Genomic DNA, 19,742 nt, shown 5'->3' on the forward strand with positions numbered 1-19,742 from the left:
CCTTGAATTTAAAGTTTGGCAACATGAGAATAAGCAAGCTCATAGCAGTTCCTGGTATCGAAAATCAGTGGCGCAGCGCGAAGGATCATCTCGTAATCGACACTCTGGTGAGCGGTGGAGATCACTACGCAGTCATATTCATTAAGAACCTCTTCGCTCAGAGGCACATGATGGTATTCATGACCGCCTGCTGTGAAGCTCGGAATAAATGGATCGTGATAGTCCACCTCGTACCCCTCGGCTACCATGAGCAGAAACAGGCTGATCGACGGTGATTCCCGCAGATCAGCAATATTGGCTTTGTAAGCCAGCCCGATTTGCAGAATCCTCACCCGGTCGTTCCTGTTACATTCGGCCAGCAATTGCTTGATTCGGCCCATTACATACACAGGCTGCGAGTCGTTGATGCTCTTAGCTAGGTCAATGAACGGCGTCTCCAGCCCTTCCAGATTGGCCTTCCATTTCAAATAGAGCGGATCTACCGGAATGCAGTGGCCTCCAATGCCGGGACCGGGATCATAGCTGGTGAAGCCATAAGGCTTGGTAGCTGCAGCCTCAATAACCTCCCAGACATCAATGCCCATCCCCTCGCAGAGCCTGCCAATCTCATTAATGAAGGAAATATTAATGAAGCGGTAGGTATTCTCCAGCAGCTTGGTCATCTCAGCCGCTTTGGTTGAACTAACCGGTACAATCGTCCGGAAGACCGTCTGATAGAGACCCACGATGCGCTCCAGACAGCCCGTAGTGGCTCCGCTAACCACCTTCGCGATATTCTCCAGTGAATACATCAGGTTGCCCGGATCAATGCGTTCGGGAGAATAGCCTACGAATACATCCTCGCCGACAGTGTATTGATGCTGCTCCAGCAGCGGCACGAATTCCTCCTCAGTAGTTCCTGGATAGGTGGAGCTCTCCACGACAATGAGCTGCTGCGGTCTCAGATGGGGCAGGATAGACTGCATGGCGCCCTTCAAATAGCTGAGATCCGGATCACTGCTCTCCGACAGCGGGGTAGGAACACAGATAATAATCGCTTCCGACTCGCTTACTCTGGAGAAATCACCGGTGTATTCAAAGCTCCCGGACGCATTCAGCCATCCGATTTGGTCATCGCTAATGTCAGAAATATACGATCTTCCCTCGCGCAGCTTTACTAATTTGTCATCGTCCACATCAATACCAATGACATGATAATCCTTCTGATGAAACAACAGAGCCAGTGGAAGACCGACATATCCCAAGCCGACGACCACAATTTTTCGTTTCATAGATGTACTCCTTTCACCAAATTATCCGGCTCGGGTCCGTATATCGGCTCGCCTCAGGACCGGAAGGGCCTTAACCATAGTCAGCATATGTAGTTGTTCCTGAAAGGTGCATTCATTCATGGACTTAGAGGACGAAATTTGCTTAAGGCATAAAAAAAGAACCTGACGATTCTCAGGTTCTTCTCAGCCCTTCAGTTTCAAATTGGAGGAGGTTTGGATATCTGCAATCTGAGCCGTGATCGTTGTCCTTTGAGGCTGGGATAGCTTGGCTTCCGGTTTAAGCGGCGGGGCAGGTTTGTTATTTTTCTTATTCATTTTTGCTTGATTTCCTGGGGCCTTCCTTTTCTTAGGCTTCGGACGCTCGGGCAACTTCAGGCGCTCGAGCAGCTCCGGCTTCCCAGGGGTCTGACGAATAGCAGAGAGGGGCTCAGCTACACTACGGAACAGTGATCTGCCGCCGGCTCTGATACTGCTTACTCTCCGGAAGACCACCGGTTTGCTGTCCTTTGCAGTCTCAGGCTTGGGGATCCCGGTTTCACCTTCGCTCCAATGAAAGAGGAGCCTGGTTTTGGCGATTAACTCATCCAGTTCTTTTTCGACCTGAACCGGAATCAGCCGGCTCGCCTGCTTGAATGCTTCCATCTGATCTAGCGCTTCGCCCACAGCCTTCTTCAACTCTTCAACGACCGGTCCGGAAGTCTCAGGCTTCACTGTTATCCACCTCGTCCAGCAGTCGGCTATTGATGGTGACGTACTGAAGCAGGATCATCTGTCTTCGCGTCAGAGCCTGAAGCACCCGGATGACGGCCCTCTCCAGACGGGACAACCGCCCGGGCGGCTGATACTGCCGCTCTTCCGCCTGCTCGGCAGCAACAGCCTGTAACATGGATGTCAGAGCTGCCAGCAGAATGACGATAGCCCTTTGCTCAACAGCCGCAGCCAGAAATACCGCTTCCGTAATTTTTGGTTTCGTCCGCAATTCCTACACTCCTTTAACAGGTGCACAGATGCTTAATATTATATTTTATGCAGCTTGCTCCCTTAATATATCGGACTTTTCGGATTTCGGACGCCGCGAAAGAATAGGTGGAATAGATACGGCTTGTTCCTTATATATTGATACTATAATAGTTCCGGATCTTGCAGCCGGTCACAGGAGGTGCCCAAGGATGTCCTTGCCTGATTCTCCCGAAATGAAGCCCGGCCAATCAATCACTAAGCGCGAAAGCCTAGCCCTCCTGCTCACTTCCGTGGCCATGAATGAAATCTCTTTGTCCCATATTATCAGTGCGGAAGCAGATGCCATTCAAGCCTTCGTTAAATCCCGTCCGGAGGAATTAAGCTATATGAGCGTTATCCGCATCAACAATACGGCTTCCAGACTGCTTGAAGAAGTCTCGAACGGACAATGGTTAAGCCTAAGCAAGCTGGACCGCATTCTTCGCCTGCTCACAGACGACAACGAGACCTATGGTGAATTCGTTGAACCGGATGAACTGGATGAACTGGGAGAGCTTGATGAATCGAAGGAACCGAAGGAACCGGATGAGGAATAACTGGCGAAATACACACCCTCCTGTGCTTCACTAGTCTAATACCCCTATACACTTCCCCCTATTGAATATCGTCATATAGTATAAGATCCGACCATAAAGGAGGGTCTTATTTGTCTACCCCCAATATCCCCAATATTACTCCATCCATTACCCTGACCAGGGATCAAGTTGTTAATCTCATCATGTCATCCATTGCTATGGAAGAGCTGGGTCTTGCACACCTTATCAATGCCGAAGGTGAAAAGATCCAGTATGCTCTTGGCTCGCTTCCGGGGATCAGCGGACCGCCTGCCACACTGGCACAAGTGCTGGAGGTGAATAACAGCGCAAAATCCATGCTGGATACCATCTTCCGCCAGGAAATGATGCTGGCCTCCAAGCTGAAGACCGCCACCGCCATGACTCCCGTAATTGGGTCTCCCGGGGTTACCGGACCGGCGGGAGCGGACGGAGGCGTCATCAGCGTCAATGGACTGACGGGCGCAGTTCAAGTGGACTCTGCCGAGATAGGGGCTCTGCCCTTAAGCGAAGAGCCCTCTGCTTCTCTCTTGGGATCATTCACCCAGCCTGGTATATATAGCTCCAATGACGATAACGGTGCTGCGCCTCCGGACGGCCCGCAGCCAGTAAGTCATCCGGCGGTCTGGACACTGTATGTCTCCCGTGTAGGGGATTACGTGCAACAGCTCTATATCTCCAACCCTGCCCTGTTCTACCGCAGCAGCCAGGATGGAGGTGTCTCCTGGAACCCTTGGCAACCCTTAGGACTACGCGGCGTTACCGGACCAAGAGGACCTGCGGGACCCGGTGCTGTGGGGCCTTCAGGTGTCAGGGGACCAGCCGGGGTTAGCGGCAGCCGGGGCATTACCGGACCCGGCGGGCCTGAAGGACCAGCAGGCTTCCACGGACCCACAGGCGTCAGAGGACCTGAGGGCTTCACCGGGCCGACTGGGGGCATCGGTTCAACCGGCGCAGCGGGTCAGACCGGTGCCACCGGACTCCGCGGACCCGGTGGTTCAACCGGAGACACAGGGCCGTCCGGGCCCATTGGCCCAAGCGGGGTCATCGGACCAATGGGTGCCACCGGCGGGACAGGCATGGCTGGGCCCAGAGGCAACACCGGCGTCATAGGCACTGCCGGAACTGTCGGCGCTGCCGGAGCTGAAGGGGTTACCGGGCCGACAGGAAATACAGGCCCTACCGGTACCAGAGGGCCGACAGGCCCTACCGGACCTGCCGGAATCACAGGACCTACTGGTGCAACTGGACATACGGGGCTCACCGGACCGACAGGGGTAACAGGAATACAGGGAATCACAGGACCTACTGGCGTTACCGGACCCACCGGCGCAAACGGCTCCGCCGGTGCTATTGGCAAGACAGGTGTTGCCGGGCCGACAGGCAGTATTGCCGGACCTACCGGTGCTACCGGACCCACCGGCGTTACCGGACCCACCGGCGTCACCGGGCCCACTGGCGTTACAGGCATCACCGGCATCACTGGGCCCACCGGCGTTACCGGACCCACCGGCATTACCGGGCCCACCGGCGTTACCGGGCCCACTGGCGTTACTGCCGGGCCCACCGGCGTTACTGGGCCTACCGGCGTTACCGGACCCACCGGCGTTACCGGACCCACCGGCCTTACGGGGCCGACCGGTAGTACTGCCGGGCCCACTGGCGTTACCGGACCCACCGGCATTACCGGGCCGACTGGCATCACCGGACCCACCGGCGTCACCGGACCCACCGGCATCACCGGACCCACCGGCGTTACGGGACCGACAGGCGTTACAGGAGTCGAAGGCCCCTCAGGTGAGGCTATCGCCGCCTACAATGCAGTGTTCCAGCCCCTGGCTATGCCCTTAAGCAGCACAAATTTCCCATTCTCGTTCCTTGAAGCCTTCAATCACAGCAACGGAACCATAACAACAAATGGCAGTCCGGATACGATTAATTTACAGCCGGGCAGCCTCTATTACGTCTCCTTCTTTATCCGCATCAATCTTACTCCGGGCGACGTAGCGGTAACCTCTGTGGAATTATTCTTAACGCTGAATGCTGCAGCACTGCCAGTGGCCATTTTTGGAAGCAGACCGGTGAGTCTGACTGGCACTTCATTGTCCTTCACGCTGGGTTCAAGCGGATTCGTACTAACCGGTGCCGATCCCGAACAAGCACTGCAGCTAATTTCAAACATTGTTCTGGACGGGACCGCTGATGCTCAATCGGATTTCACGGGGTCCAACCTGAGCATTATCCGGCTGGGTTGAACATCCTGATAACAATCATGAAGGGGGTTTAACATTGTCTACACCCAATATTCCAAATATCACCCCGTCAATTACACTGTCTCGGGACGATGTTGTTAATCTGTTGTTCTCTTCCATTGCTATGGAGGAACTGGGTCTGGCACACATTATCAACGCAGAAGGAGAGAAAATACAGTTCGCCCTCGGTACACTGCCGGGATTAAGCGGCCCCCCTGCTACCCTGCAGCAGATTCTGGATGTGAACAGCAGCACACAAGGCATGATGGATACCCTCTTCCGGCAGGAGATGATGCTGGACTCCAAGCTGAGGACCGCTGCGGGCGTTCCGACTCTTCCGGGTCCCACTGGTCCAGCCGGGCCGACAGGTGGGGCCGGAGCCGTAACAAGTGTCAACGGGGAGACCGGAGCCGTTGTACTGGACGCTTCAGACATAGGTGCAATGCCTTATAATGCGGAGCCTTCTAATTCTATTCTGGGCTCATTCATAGCCGCCGGAGTCTATAGCTCTACGAATGAGAATGGTTCCCCGCCCCCAGACAGTCCGCCTTCCGTTCATCCCTCGGTCTGGACTCTATATGTCTCCCGGGTTGGAGCCTATGTCCAGCAGATTTATATCTCGAATCCTTCCCTCTTCTACCGCAGCAGCCCGAACAGCGGAGCCGCTTGGACTCCCTGGATAGACATTGAACAACGCGGTGAAACCGGACCCACCGGGCCGACAGGAGCAGGTGTGACGGGGCCGGCTGGGGCTACCGGACAGCCAGGTGCTCCTGGAACCCCCGGTATAACAGGTCCCAGCGGCCCCACCGGTTCTAGGGGCATGACGGGAGTGCTTGGCCCCACCGGTCTAGACGGAATCACTGGAGGCAGAGGGATCGCAGGACCGGTTGGCGTCACCGGACCCCGGGGAGCCACCGGATCAATTGGGCTTCAAGGCATTACGGGATCAAGGGGGTTCCGGGGCGGTAACGGAGACAAGGGAGCCATAGGAATGCAAGGAGGGGCCGGGCCGATCGGACACACCGGTGTGAAGGGTTCCAGCGGACCAACAGGACCCGCAGGCAACAGGGGAAGCACCGGGCCCAGAGGATTGACAGGGAATCCAGGCAGATCAGGAACAACAGGGCCAACTGGAATACAAGGCATTACCGGTCCGGGGGCGCGCGGCGCCACCGGACTCGCAGGCATTCAGGGCACTACAGGCCCCACCGGTGTTCCGGGAGCAACAGGGGCTACAGGCCATGCCGGTGTAACTGGGCTGGATGGCCATCGGGGCGCTACCGGACCACAAGGAGACAAAGGTATTACCGGCCCAACAGGAATGGGCAGGAGAGGAATTACAGGATCAGAAGGGCCAACCGGGAATCGGGGAATCCCGGGAAGACAAGGTGTTACGGGGATTAGGGGCCTAAGAGGATTACGCGGGCTTCAAGGCAGCCGGGGAAATACGGGGATGGGTGGGATACAAGGCCCTAGCGGACCAAGGAAGCCCGGAGTTCGCGGACCATCAGGTCTGAGAGGAGCCAGCGGCGCAGCCGGACCGGCAGGAGTTCGGGGGACTATCGGGCCAGGGCTTAGGGGTAGTGCGGGTCCAACTGGGATGCGTGGAACTACCGGGTCGGCAGGCCTAACCGGTGTGCGGGGACTCGCTGGACAGACGGGTCCGACGGGGGCTCGGGGAGCCGCCGGGTTAGCCGGACACCGAGGCTCCACCGGCGCTACAGGACCCCATCTCCTATTTGTCAACAATGCATTGTTCCAGCCAGGTGCAGAGATACCGAGAAATACAACAACTATAATTACATTTACTGAAATATTCAGCGACGGCAGCATTTACCTTGATAATACCCAACAGAAGATCGTTCTGGAGCCGGACAGCGTCTACTACATCTCTATATCCTTTCTGATTAATATCTTCTCTCCAGGGGACAATTTCGACATCCGGCTGCTGGAAATTATTACTTTCCTAAATGATACTCAGACCTATGTGTCGCTTGTTGACTCTGCATTATTCGGTCCCGGCAATGCGCCTGCGAACTATACGGCTCTGGCTGGCGGATTAATCCTGACCGGTGCAGACCCCGTTCAAACGATGCAAGTGCAAATCTCGATTTCGCTGGACGGTCAGGCGACTCCTGCATTCACTACTGACCTGTCGGGATTAACCATTTATCAAATCGAATGAGTTCCTAAAACCCAAATATCTCCATAAAAATCAAGCCCTATTTTTATGGGTGTTTCATATAGGCACTTATCCATACCGGATAAGAACGTGCAGGAATACGTTATAACATCCCACCCAATAAGGAGGTTTTTATTTTGTCTACACCTAATATCCCCAATATTTCCCCGACGATTACATTAACACGGGATGATGTGGTGAACCTCTTGTTCTCTTCCATTGCCATGGAAGAGCTGGGTTTAGCACATATTATTAACGCGGAAGGAGAGAAAATTCAGTTCGCCCTCGGTACGCTGCCGGGAATAACCGGACCAGGCGCAACACTGCAACAGATTCTGGATGTAAACAGCAGTACACAAGGTATGCTGGAGACCATCTTCCGGCAGGAAATGATGCTCGACTCGAAGCTGAAGACGGCTGCCGGTGTCCCAACCCTGCTGGGACCCACCGGGCCCACCGGACCCACTGGTGCTGCCGGTGCCGTAACCACAGTCAACGGCCAGGCTGGCACTGTCGTATTGGACGCTGAAGACGTAGGTGCATTTCCCGAGAACGTGGAGCCTTCTGGTTCTAATCTCAACACCTTCATAGAAGCCGGTGTCTATAGCTCCAACAATCCTGCTGGCCCGGCGCCTCTGAACGGACCTCCCGGCGTCACCCATCCCGCGGTCTGGACCTTGTATGTCTCGCAGGTTGGAACTTATGTGCAACAGATCTATATCTCGAATCCTGTCCTCTTCTACCGCAGCAGTCAGAATAGCGGGGCCACCTGGACCCCGTGGATAGAAATTGGACAACGGGGAGCAACAGGGTCCATAGGCCCCACAGGAGCAGGCCCTACCGGACCTACAGGCATCACTGGACCAACAGGTGCTACCGGACCGAGAGGTCTTACCGGAGCTACCGGGATTACGGGTGCTACCGGGTTTACGGGTGCTACCGGGGTAACAGGAGCTACGGGTGCTACGGGTGCTACGGGCGCTACGGGCATTACCGGCGCTACCGGCGCTACCGGAGCCACCGGCGCTACCGGCGCTACCGGCACGACCGGCGCTACCGGCGCTACCGGAGCCACCGGCGTGACTGGCGTTACCGGCGCTACTGGCGCTACCGGCGTTACCGGCGCTACCGGCGCTACCGGCGCTACCGGTGCTACTGGAACCACCGGTGTTACCGGAGCCACCGGCACTACCGGCGCTACCGGGGCCACCGGCGCTACCGGCTATACGGGAGCCACTGGCGCTACCGGCGCTACCGGTGCTACCGGCGTTACCGGCGCTACTGGCGCTACTGGCGTTACCGGCGCTACTGGCGCTACCGGCGTTACCGGCGCTACCGGCGCTACCGGCGCTACCGGTGCTACTGGAACCACCGGGGTTACCGGAGCCACCGGGGTTACCGGAGTCACCGGCGCTACCGGCGCTACTGGCGCTACTGGGGCTACCGGCATTACTGGCGTTACCGGCGCTACCGGTGCTACCGGCATTACCGGCGCTACTGGTGTTACCGGAGCAACCGGTGCTACCGGCATTACTGGCGTTACCGGCGTTACCGGGGCCACCGGCGCTACCGGTGCTACTGGTGCTACTGGCGCTACTGGCGCTACTGGCGCTACCGGCGTTACCGGCGTTACCGGCGTTACCGGCGTTACCGGCGTTACCGGCATTACTGGCGTTACCGGAGCCACTGGCGCTACCGGAGCCACTGGTGCTACTGGCGCCACTGGCGCTACCGGAGCCACCGGAGCCACCGGAGCCACTGGCGCTACCGGGGCCACTGGCGTCACCGGCGCTACCGGCGCTACCGGCGCTACCGGCGCTACCGGGCCTACGGGCGCTACCGGCGTGAACTACAATGCCATGTTCGCACCAACAGGAACTTTAAGTACTACACCAATTACGGTAGTACTGGATCAGCAATTTAATAACAGTGACGGAACAATTACAGTCTCCGGTGGAAATAGCCTTGGTCTACAGCCTAACACCACTTATTACCTGTCCTTTTCATTGAGATTTAGGATAGTTCCAGGTACTGCAGTTGTATCTCAAGGGGTAGTACAGTCCTTCCTGAACACCAACCCTCTTCATATCACCAATGTTGGAAGCAAAGGTGCTGGTAGCGGAACTGCATCAGCCATGACACTGGAATCAAGCGGTATATTCCGGACGGGTACCACCGGACCACAGGCCCTCACTCTGCAGGCAAGCATTACTTTTACCGGAACAGCCGCTACGATTTATCAACCGTGGTCCAATGTGAGCATCTTCCAGATAGAGTAAGCTTCTCAGGCTAGGGATTCCCCTCTTTCGCAAGCTTTTTCTACCGCAGAGAGGGGAGCTTTGTTTAAAGAAACGATGTGAAATCTAATGCACTAGTGAAGGAGGGTTTTCATTGTCTACACCAAATATCCCCAATATTACACCGTCCATTTCATTAACACGGGATGATGTCGTTAATCTGATCTTCTCTTCCATCGCGATGGAAGAGCTGGGTTTGGCACACATTCTTAACGCAGAAGGCGAGAAAATTCAGTATGCCTTGGGCACCCTGCCGGGACTAAGCGGTCCCCCCGCGACACTGGCACAGGTTCTGCAGGTCAACAATAATGTACAATCCATGCTGGACACGATCTTCAAGCAGGAAATGATCCTGGATTCTAAACTTAAGACCGCCGCGAATCTGCCCGTTGTCATCGGACCAAGCGGTCCTTCAGGCCCTACGGGGGCTCCCGGTGGCGCGGTTACCGTCAACGGCCAGGCCGGGGTGGTTATCCTCGATGCTGCAGACGTAGGCGCAGTGCCGCTTAACGAGGAGCCTTCCAATTCGACACTGGGTTCCTTCAATCAACCAGGCGTCTACAGCTCTGATGATCCCAATGGCCAGCCCCCTCCAGACAGTCCGCCGGTCGTTCATCCAGCGGTCTGGACCTTGTATGTCTCTCGGGTAGGGGCATACGTCCAGCAGCTCTATATCTCGAACCCTGCCCTGTATTACCGTAGCAGTCAGAACGGAGGGGGCACCTGGACAGCATGGGAGGAGATCGGGCAGACCGGGGCTACAGGACCTACCGGCCCGACTGGGTTCGGTCCGACTGGAGTTGACGGAAGCATTGGATCAACAGGCATCACTGGAATCACCGGGGCCACGGGGATCAGAGGGGCCACGGGCACTGAAGTGACTGGAATCACCGGAGCCACGGGAATCACTGGCGTTACGGGAGCCACAGGTGCTACGGGGGCTACGGGGGTTACGGGGGTTACCGGCGCTACCGGCGCTACTGGCGCTACCGGATCCACCGGAGCCACTGGCGCGACTGGCGCCACGGGTACTACAGGGGCTACCGGCGTTACTGGCGCTACCGGCGTTACCGGCGCTACCGGCGCTACCGGGGCCACGGGCGCTACCGGCTCTACCGGCGCTACCGGCTCTACCGGCGCGACTGGCGCTACTGGCGCTACTGGCGCTACTGGCGCTACTGGCGCTACCGGCGCTACCGGCGCTACCGGCTCTACCGGCGTTACCGGCAGTACTGGATTTATCGTTCATGGGGTCACTGGGGCTACTGGGGCCACGGGGGCTACTGGCACTACTGGCACTACCGGTGCTACCGGAGCCACTGGCGCTACTGGCGCGACTGGGATCACGGGCGCGACGGGTGTTACTGGCGCTACTGGGGCCACCGGAGCCACGGGAGCTACTGGCGCTACTGGTGCGACTGGTGCGACTGGCGCTACTGGCGCTACTGGTGCAACTGGTGCGACTGGCGTTGGTATAATAGGTGCGACAGGTGCTACCGGAGCCACGGGTGCTACTGGCGCTACTGGTGCTACCGGCATTACCGGGGTTACCGGGGTTACCGGAGCTACAGGTGCGACTGGCATTGGCTTAACGGGCGCTACTGGCGCTACTGGTGCGACTGGCGTTACCGGCGCTACCGGCGCTACTGGCGCTACTGGCGCTACTGGTGCTACCGGCGCGACTGGCGCGACCGGCGCGACTGGTGCTACCGGCGCTACCGGGGCCACTGGCGTTACCGGGGCCACTGGCGCTACCGGCTCTACCGGCTCTATGGGTATAATTCCAATTATCAGGTATGCCATGTTCCAACCCACCGCTCAAAACTTGACTACATCACTTGCAGCGATAACATTTACGTTATTGAATAGTGACGGCGGCGGAAGTATAGCGCTTGCTGCCAATAACCAAACTATTAATTTGACCGTGGGTCGCATCTATCATGTTTCCTATACTATGCGCGTAACGGTGCCCGCGAATCGAGATGTAACAGGCTCTGAAGTTTTTGTATATCTCAATACTACTAGCAACAATGCACGTATAACCTATTTTGGCTCTGAAACAGGCTCCACAACCAGTTCGTGGGATTATACACTTCAATCCTCCGGTTTGGTCAGCGCGACTACCGGGTCAAATGCTCTTAATTTCCAGATAAACGCTACATTAACCGGAACAGGAGCTGCTGCCGCCTTAGATATAAACCTGTCCAACGTAAGCATATACGAAGTAGGATAGTCCCCGCATCAATACAGCACCCCCTCCCGCAGAACAGCAATTTCTGCTCAGGAGGGGGTTGCTGTTATTTCTGTCCCAGCTCATCCATATATCCGGCCAGCCGGTACAATTCATCTGCGATCAGCAGGATGGAAGAGATAATACGCTGCTGTTGCTCCCTGCTCTTCAGCTCTTCTGAATCTGCTGAACTGCCTGGCTTGTCCATATGGGGTCCTGACATTTCTCTTGGAGTGCTGTACATAGGGAAGCCTTCCTCAACCAGAATCCGTACGATGGTACCCAGATGGTACCGGTCCTGCCGGAGTTCACTCACACGCGTCAGAACTTTGAGAGATTCGTATTCAAAGAATTTGCTGTCCCCCCTCTGAACCACAGGGATGAAATGTGTGAAGTATTCGAGCCAGCGCTTGATGGTAGTAGGGGGTAGCTTCAATAACTCGATCACTTCCAATTGAGTATACAGTTTTTTGGTCACCATCATACTACCTCCCATAGTCTTTCAATGTTATACATTAGATATATTCATCTTCCTATCAATAAATGAGTAAAATTACCTATTTATTCAGCAGCCTATCAAACAGCACTGTCAAGGCTGCTTCAAAAGGCTCCGGGCAGAGAACGCAGTCCCTGCATGAGCCTCTTTACGATTCTAGCCGGACGCCACAACCAAATGAGATTTATTGGAATTTAAATTCCAATTTTGTTCAGTTCTTGTCTATGAGGTCTCTCTATAATGGGCTTGACTTGAAACGAAACCATCATGGAGGGATACACAATGGGGAGACTCAGGGCGATTAATGAAAGAAAATGCACGATCGAAAACTGCGATAGAAGGCATTATGCGAAAGGGTTGTGCAAGCAGCACTACTGGCCGGCCTGGAAAGCAGGACAAAAGACCGAATCTGACACGAATCCAAGTTCACATGACCATTCGCAGCAATCTCTCCAGATTGTTCAAGAATTTATTTAATGGCGTAGAAGGTTAAGCCTTTCCTTTGTCGAACTCATTACACTATGATGAATACAAATTCCAGATATTACTTCAAACATTCGATTTTAATCATGTTATATATGTCTTTGCTCCTGGGAATGCACACGGGTTGGCAGCAGATCTTTGCTTCTCCGCAGCAGCCTGGTGCGTCCGGAGGCAAGCTTGATTTGCGCGGCTGGAATCTCAAGAACGCCCACTCGCTGGTCCTTGACGGTGAATGGGCCTTTTATCCGAACCGGTTGGTTACAGAGAGCGATATCCGCTCGGGGATTGCCGGAGCTCCGCTCCTGATTAACGTTCCGGGTAACTGGAAGTCCTCCCTGTCCGGTTCTTCTCTCGGCTACGGAACCTTTGCTCTGCGTATTCTCGTGGATCACCCCCTGGACGAACCCTATTCCTTCTGGGCACAGCAGATCCAGGCCTCTTCAAGGATCGAAGTCAACGGCCAGACGTTCCCGTCAATGGGACAGCCTGCTGCGCACAAGGAGTTATACCGGCCGATGGCTATATCCTATAATGTTGACTACCCCCTGCCTGCGGGTAAGCAGGAGATGCTTGTCCTGATCCAGGCAGCCAATTACGAGCACGGGGAGAAGGGCGGAATCTCTTACTCCATCCGCTTCGGCGCCCAATCCTCCATTCAGAAGGAGCGCTGGTACTCCACGGCTTTTCAGCTAACCACCATCATCATCCTTCTGATCCACGCCCTGTATGTCTGCATTCTGTATGTGCTTGCCAAGAAACAGCGGACCTTGCTGCTGTTTGCTCTTATGCTGATTACGACAGCTCTCTCCATTGCGGCGGACAACGATGTCCTGCTGCTAATTGTGCTGCCGCTGAACTATACGTGGATGTTCAAGATCAGGCTCCTGTCTTATGTGTGGATGGTCTTTTTCATGCTGCTGCTGACCTACAAGTTCTACAGCGCTCAGCCCGTAGGCCGGGCCTTCAAGATCTACAGCTTCCTCCTTGTTCTGTACACTCTCTGCATAGGTGTACTGCCGATTCACATCGTATTGTCCCATGCCACTATTTATTTCAGCCTTTTGTATATGATTCCTCCCTGCTGGATGTTTGTAATATTCGGAATAATGGTATATAAACGAAAAAGGGACGTCAGCTTTCTTACCTTCATTGCTTCCTGTATTGTATCAGGGGTCATATGGGGGAATACGCTGAACGGTGACCGGCAGAACCTACCGTTCTACTCTATTGACATTCTGGCAGCTATTGTCGGGTTCTCCGCCTACGGCCTGAAGCAATATATCCGGCGCTCCGATGAGAACAGAGTGCTCTATGAACAGCTGGTGCAGACGGACAAGCAGAAGGAACGGTTCCTGATCAGCACCTCGCATGAGCTGCGGACGCCGCTGCATGGAATGATCAGCATTGCTGAGACCGAATACGACAAAAGGCGGTCAGCCTACCCTGAGGAAGAATCCGGCGACTTGGAGCTGCTTGTCCGCATCGGACGCCAAATGTCGCAGCTGCTGGATGATCTTATGGATCTGACCCTGCTGCGGGAGAACCGGATGGTTCTTCACCCCGTGCCGTTATCAATCTCAACGATTGCGGCAGGAGTTGCGGACATGCTCCGTTATTTAACGGAAGGCAGAAACCTTACACTTCATGTAAGCGCATCCGAAGCGCTTCCGCCTGTATGGGCCGATGAGAAGCGGCTGATACAGATTCTATTCAACCTGATTCATAATGCTGTGAAATTCACAGCATCCGGCAGTATACGGATATCAGCCGAGGAAACGGACGGCCAGCTTCTGATCAGCGTTGCCGATACCGGTGAAGGCATCGGTGAGGAAGAACTCAGCCGTATCTTCCAGCCCTATGAACAAGCTGGCGGGCCGGACCGGGGCGGCCTGGGTCTGGGCCTGAGCATTACCCGGCACCTCGTGGAGCTGCACGGGGGCAGGCTTACGGTGGAGTCCAGGCCGGGAGAAGGCTCCATCTTCCGTTTCAACCTGCCGCTGGCAGACAGGGCTTTCTTCACGGACGGAAGATCCGGCGAGAACGAAGCAGAGGAATGGCCGGACATTACGCTGAACGCTCAGTCACCCTATTTCCAAGGCAGAGGCGAAGACCCGCTCCCTGCCGCTGCTCCTCTGTTCGCAGCGGCTAAGGAGGAGCAGGATGAAGCTATACTCCACATCCTGGTGGTTGACGATGATCCGGTGAATCTTCGGGTGCTCTCCACCATTTTGCATGAGGATATGTACCGGCTGACCCCGGTGCTGAGCGGTGAAGAGGCACTGAAACGCCTGAGAGAGGAATCCTGGGACCTGTTAATCACGGATGTGATGATGCCGCAGATGTCAGGGTATGAGCTAACCCGGAGAGTCAGGGAGCGCTATTCGGCATCCGAACTGCCGGTGCTGCTGCTGACGGCGCGTGCGCGGCGTGAGGAGATCTATTACGGCTTCCGGCTGGGGGCCAATGATTATGTGACCAAGCCGGTCGATAGCCTGGAATTGAAGTACCGGGTTACGGGGCTGGCGAGGATGAAGCAGAGCATCCAGCACAATCTGCGCCTGGAGATCGCCTACCTCCAGGCGCAGATCCGTCCTCACTTCCTGTTCAATGCGCTGAATTCGATCTCAACGCTCAGTCAAATTGATATCCGCCAGATGCAGGAGCTGATTGATGCCTTCTCCTCCTTCCTGCGCGCCAGCTTCGATCTGATGAATACAGGGAAGCTGGTTCAATTACATCAGGAGCTGTCGCTGGTCGAAGCCTACTTGTATATCGAGCAGGTCCGGTTCGGGGAACGGCTGGAGGTCGTGTGGGAACGGAATTACAGCGGCTTGCTGCTAGTCCCCCCTCTGATCCTGCAGCCGCTTGTGGAGAATGCCGTCCGTCACGGGCTGCTTAGCCTTATCGAGGGAGGCACCCTCATGATCCGCATTGAAGAGCAGGAGGATCATGTCCGGTTCGAGATTCAGGACAACGGCAAAGGCATGGATCAGACTGTAATCGAACGCTTGCTGAAGAAGAACAAAGACACGGACTCCGGGATCGGTATTTGGAATACCAACCGGCGGCTGATCGAACGTTACGGGCAGGGCTTGTCTATCCGGAGCCGTCCCGGCCATGGAACCACCGTCTCCTTTATTGTTCCCGTCCGGTGGATGGAGTGAACCCTTCCTCCACCGGCTATATCCTGTATGAGGAGGTGAGCCAATGCTTCGGGTAGTGCTGATTGATGACGAACGACTTGCTCTGATCCAGTTGGAATCCACACTCAGGGCGCTGGGATCGGCCATTGTAACGGCAACCTATACCAATCCGCTGCTGGCTCTGAACGAAGCATCCGGCTGGGATGCAGATATTATTTTCCTGGATATTGATATGCCCGGAATGAACGGCATGGAGGCTGCGAAGAGGCTGGAGGAGATTTGCCCCGGTTCTGCCCTTGTATTCGTAACCGCCCATAACAGCTTCGCGCTGGAGGCGTTCGAGGCCAGTGCCCAGGATTACCTGCTCAAGCCGGTCCCCAGAGAACGGCTCAGCAGAACCATCCAGAGAATCAGGAACCGCAAAACCGCCATGCACCAAGAAGTCAAAAAAGATTCGTTGCTGATCCGCGGCTTCAATTCTATCCAGTTCGAGCGGGATGGGGTGCCGATCAGGGATTTTCGCTGGCGGACCTCCAAGTCTCAGGAATTGTTCGCTTATCTGCTCTATTACCACGACCGGATCGTCGTCAAGGACAAGCTGGTGGAGCTGCTGTGGCCCGAAATCTCGCTCAAGCGGGCGTCCACCCATCTGTATACGGCGATCTATCAGCTCCGGCAATCGCTGAAGCGGGCGGATATCGGCCTCGTCATCAGCAATGCAAGCGTGGGAGAAGGTTATATGCTGGAGAGCGGGGACGCGCAGATTGATTTTGTCCTGTGGGAAGAAGGCATTGTCTCGCTGGACCCGGTCGGTGATCATAACGCCTCGGTGCATGAAGAGCTGCTGAAGCTCTATACCGGCGATTTCCTGGGCGATTACGATTACCTCTGGGCCGAGAGTGAGCGCCAGCGGCTGAGGAACCTCTCCCTGCAGCATGCCACAGAGCTGGCCGATTATTATACCGCCAAGGAGAATATCACCAAGGCCGTCAACACCTATCAGCGGATTGTGGAGCTTCATCCCTATCATGAGCCGGGCTACCTGGCGCTGATGGAATTCTACAACCGGCTGGGGGAGCTCAGCTTCGTCCAGGAACAATATGAGAAGCTGCGCAGACTTCTGTGGCGGGACCTGCGGCTCACCCCGTCCGCCAAGGTGGAGCGCTGGTATGGGAACTGGAAGCGGCTATACACCTGACATTGTGGAAATTCCCGGGCGGGTAGCCGACATTATCACGTGAATGTGCCGATTGGCAAATCCTGCCCATAATACAACATTCCTCTGTTTATTTCGGCTCTATTTCTAGATTGTTGCACAAAAGGATGCATTTCTCCTCCTCCAAGTGAGCTAGCGGGGATGATTGCTGCAATTTGTGCAACAAGCCTTATGAACACTGGTTATTCTGGGATTCAAGTTGCAAAAAGTACAATATTTCCACGGATGCAGCGTGTGTTTAACCAAATAGAAACGGCTGCGCTGTCCTTCTAAAAGACGGCATAAATGAAACAAAACGGTATGCCTCTTCCCCAACTTGCGGGTTAACGGCATACCGTCTCTTGTTGCTCCCGTATCTCCATCCTAACGGCAGGACCTGCACATGGCGCTGTCCCTTCCTTTCAGTGACAAGCTACGGGGATTGTGAGTCCGCTGACACACCGGTGTACACCGTTTTTGTGCAATAGCTACCCATGCTAGACGAAGCGTCACACTTTTGTAGTACCCATTCCTGTAAACTATAAACGCTCTGCGCCAGGCATCAGCGGCTCATGTAAGCTACGTCGTAATCAGGGAAATCCTCCATCCATTTGGTAATGGTCGCGGGCAGCATGTTGGTACCCGGTACGTTCGTGTAGAACCGGACATAAGGATCACCGCTGCCTTCCACTTCATCGCCTTCCTCCGTGTCAAGTACGGCTGCCCAGTAGCGGCCCTGCTTATCATGCATGATGATGGCTTCGCTCAGGGTATACAGCCCCCGCACGCCGCCCTGTACCACTCTCGCATTCAGACCATCCGAGTCCTTCGACTCATCCAGCTGCTGCATACTGTACAGGAACAGATCGTAGTCCTCCCCTACCACCTTACGGAAGGCCTTGTCCTCCGCAGCCGTCTTGAATACGCCCGTATCCTTCAGGGTGTAGACCACCTCATCGGCAGGCTCTCTGGTGTACTCTCCGGTGTAGGTTACGTCTGCTCCGGCAGAATACACCGGCGAAGGACTGGTTACGTACATCCTGCCGTTAAGCAGATAGAAAAAGACTACCGAGCCGTCCTCTTCCTTATATACGGCCATCCGTTTGCGGACCACCGCCGATTCGTCATACAGCTGGCCGGAATGACCGCCATCGAAGGCATCCAGGGAGAAGACCAGCTTATCGCTCTTCACATTGCTGAATTCAACATACGCCCCATAGAAAGGTGATTTGCTCGCCATGTACCATTCCCCGCTCCAATCGGCCGCCTTAGGCACCTTGAGACTGGCTGCCGCTGTGCTCGTGAGCGCCTCTACCGGCAGCTGCCGGGTACCGTCCGGGTTGCTCCATACCCCGGCGAATCCGGTGCCGGGAATCCACCAGCCCTGGAAATGGCCGGTCTCCTTGCCTTTGGCATCGTATTCATACATATGGGCGATTTTGCCGTTGACATTGCCGGTGAGCCGGATCGTTTGTTTGTATTTGTCATAATAATAGCTGCCGGTCAGCTTGCCGCCGCTCTCCACCTTAATCGACATATGGATCGGTAGATTGCCATTGATCGCCCCCGTCAACGGAACCAGGCCGTTCGTTGCCGGACTTGGGGTTGCCGATGCCGCTCCCACCTGAACCGGCGTAGCCTTCTGTTGCACGGCAGACGCCTCCGCCGCAGGCAGCGCAATAAGTGCGGGCAGCAGCAGGGCAGCCGCCAGCAGTGCACCTATTTTACCTTTGAATTTCACAATGAACCCTCCCTTTCACAGCCATCTACAACAGGAATATTATTATATTACACTGTATGCCGTAAATTACCCGAATATTGTCTGGTTGAGCCGCTGGTTGGGGTAAATAATATCAAGTAGATACTATATATAAGACGCAATATAAGACGCACTTAAGATTTGAACTTGAAGCTTCATCGTCACTGCGGTGAACATTTGGACTTCCGGCCGCTGCCCGCCCCCAGATTTCTTGATTTTGAACCGCTGTTCGCGGGTGAAATCCGGTGACTGCTGATGCTTCCGAAGCGAGCTTTCCTGCGGAAAGCTTTCAGGCGGTCGCTTCCGCTCCTACAGTTCCAAATTCCCCCTCCGCTCCTTTTGCTTTTTGTTAATTTCTTTAGTGCCTCTTATATAGAATGAACTTGAAAGTCTAACTATTCCTCATGCGCCTACTTCTGGCAGTAGTCGGCATAATGAGGTGCATTAATGCTCCTTATTAGATCAATTAGGTAGCGTCAAGAAGTTTGTGTAAGAGAGTAGAAGTACCTCCCCGGGTTACGGGTTGGGGGTGCAGGTGTTTCTGGGGGAGGGGGAACCCCGACTCCCAGAAACTGGATTCATCCGCTATTCTTCATCGGGTGTAGGCACGGAAGGGTAGCGGGATTCAAAGAGCTCAAGGAGCTTCTTTTTAACGGGTTCCATCCCAAAGCCAGGGACGACCCGCTGCGCATGACGTTCATTGTAGTCGAGCATTTCCAGATACACGATTTTCTCTGCCGCATCCATATTCGTCAGACTGTTCATCGGTTTCAGGCGTTTGCGGATTTCCTTGTTCATTCGCTCAATCGGATTCGATGTGTAGATCGCTTTGCGGATGGGCTCCGGGTACTTGTAGA

Annotated in this window: 13 protein-coding genes; 7 read left to right on the forward strand and 6 right to left on the reverse strand. The window is 55.1% G+C overall.

Annotated elements, in window-relative coordinates:
• Positions 1–8: 8 nt before the first annotated feature.
• The 3 genes from HQN87_RS28625 to HQN87_RS28635 form a co-directional block, all read right to left on the reverse strand.
• The gene (locus HQN87_RS28625) at positions 9–1,271 is read right to left on the reverse strand and encodes a nucleotide sugar dehydrogenase (protein ID WP_173140241.1); all 1,263 of its coding nucleotides are present in this window, start codon (positions 1,269–1,271) and stop codon (positions 9–11) included.
• 183 nt (positions 1,272–1,454) lie between these two features.
• Positions 1,455–1,982: a hypothetical protein gene (locus HQN87_RS28630; protein ID WP_173140243.1), complete on the reverse strand. Its 528-nt coding sequence runs from the start codon at positions 1,980–1,982 to the stop codon at positions 1,455–1,457.
• Positions 1,972–2,250 (reverse strand): hypothetical protein, encoded by a 279-nt coding sequence (locus tag HQN87_RS28635; protein WP_173140245.1) that lies wholly within the window; start codon positions 2,248–2,250, stop codon positions 1,972–1,974. The genes HQN87_RS28630 and HQN87_RS28635 overlap by 11 nt, the downstream gene beginning before the upstream one ends.
• 190 nt (positions 2,251–2,440) lie before the next feature.
• Between HQN87_RS28635 and HQN87_RS28640 the strand changes: the two genes are divergently transcribed.
• From HQN87_RS28640 to HQN87_RS28660, 5 genes are all read left to right on the forward strand, one after another.
• On the forward strand, positions 2,441–2,827 hold the full coding sequence (locus tag HQN87_RS28640; RefSeq protein ID WP_173140247.1) for an alpha-helical endospore appendage domain-containing protein: 387 nt from the start codon (positions 2,441–2,443) through the stop codon (positions 2,825–2,827).
• Positions 2,828–2,937: 110 nt separating this feature from the next.
• Positions 2,938–5,100 (forward strand): alpha-helical endospore appendage domain-containing protein, encoded by a 2,163-nt coding sequence (locus tag HQN87_RS32900; RefSeq protein WP_301953238.1) that lies wholly within the window; start codon positions 2,938–2,940, stop codon positions 5,098–5,100.
• Positions 5,101–5,134: 34 nt separating this feature from the next.
• Complete coding sequence (locus HQN87_RS28650; protein ID WP_173140249.1) at positions 5,135–7,285, forward strand: collagen-like protein; 2,151 nt, start codon at positions 5,135–5,137, stop codon at positions 7,283–7,285.
• Positions 7,286–7,419: 134 nt separating this feature from the next.
• On the forward strand, positions 7,420–9,561 hold the full coding sequence (locus tag HQN87_RS32605; RefSeq protein ID WP_301953239.1) for a collagen-like protein: 2,142 nt from the start codon (positions 7,420–7,422) through the stop codon (positions 9,559–9,561).
• Positions 9,562–9,673: 112 nt separating this feature from the next.
• Positions 9,674–11,812, forward strand: a complete 2,139-nt coding sequence (locus tag HQN87_RS28660; RefSeq protein WP_246552895.1) for a collagen-like triple helix repeat-containing protein — start codon at positions 9,674–9,676, stop codon at positions 11,810–11,812.
• 64 nt (positions 11,813–11,876) lie between these two features.
• On the opposite strand, the gene HQN87_RS28665 is transcribed toward HQN87_RS28660, so the two are convergent.
• On the reverse strand, positions 11,877–12,290 hold the full coding sequence (locus HQN87_RS28665; protein WP_173140251.1) for a MerR family transcriptional regulator: 414 nt from the start codon (positions 12,288–12,290) through the stop codon (positions 11,877–11,879).
• 536 nt (positions 12,291–12,826) lie between these two features.
• Here HQN87_RS28665 and HQN87_RS28670 point away from each other — a divergent pair.
• Entirely contained in the window at positions 12,827–15,952 is a 3,126-nt protein-coding gene (locus tag HQN87_RS28670; protein ID WP_173140253.1) for a hybrid sensor histidine kinase/response regulator, read from the forward strand.
• 43 nt (positions 15,953–15,995) lie between these two features.
• Positions 15,996–17,129 (forward strand): response regulator, encoded by a 1,134-nt coding sequence (locus HQN87_RS28675; RefSeq protein ID WP_173140255.1) that lies wholly within the window; start codon positions 15,996–15,998, stop codon positions 17,127–17,129.
• Between the two features lie 559 nt (positions 17,130–17,688).
• On the opposite strand, the gene HQN87_RS28680 is transcribed toward HQN87_RS28675, so the two are convergent.
• Entirely contained in the window at positions 17,689–18,867 is a 1,179-nt protein-coding gene (locus HQN87_RS28680) for a hypothetical protein (RefSeq protein WP_173140257.1), read from the reverse strand.
• A 603-nt stretch (positions 18,868–19,470) separates the two neighbouring features.
• Positions 19,471–19,742, reverse strand: a 272-nt coding sequence (locus HQN87_RS28685; RefSeq protein ID WP_173140259.1) for a transposase, incomplete at its 5' end; no start/stop codon positions are given.

Origin of the sequence: Paenibacillus tritici, assembly GCF_013204885.1 — a bacterium.
GTDB classification, from domain to species: domain Bacteria; phylum Bacillota; class Bacilli; order Paenibacillales; family Paenibacillaceae; genus Paenibacillus_AQ; species Paenibacillus_AQ tritici.

Excerpts from the sequence above, each read along its gene's own strand:
- HQN87_RS28665 (WP_173140251.1), bottom strand. The coding sequence starts at position 12,290 with ATGGTGACCAAAAAACTGTATACTCAATTGGAAGTGATCGAGTTATTG.
- HQN87_RS28675 (WP_173140255.1), top strand. The coding sequence starts at position 15,996 with ATGCTTCGGGTAGTGCTGATTGATGACGAACGACTTGCTCTGATCCAG.
- HQN87_RS28625 (WP_173140241.1), bottom strand. The coding sequence starts at position 1,271 with ATGAAACGAAAAATTGTGGTCGTCGGCTTGGGATATGTCGGTCTTCCA.
- HQN87_RS28670 (WP_173140253.1), top strand. The coding sequence starts at position 12,827 with ATGATGAATACAAATTCCAGATATTACTTCAAACATTCGATTTTAATC.
- HQN87_RS28640 (WP_173140247.1), top strand. The coding sequence starts at position 2,441 with ATGTCCTTGCCTGATTCTCCCGAAATGAAGCCCGGCCAATCAATCACT.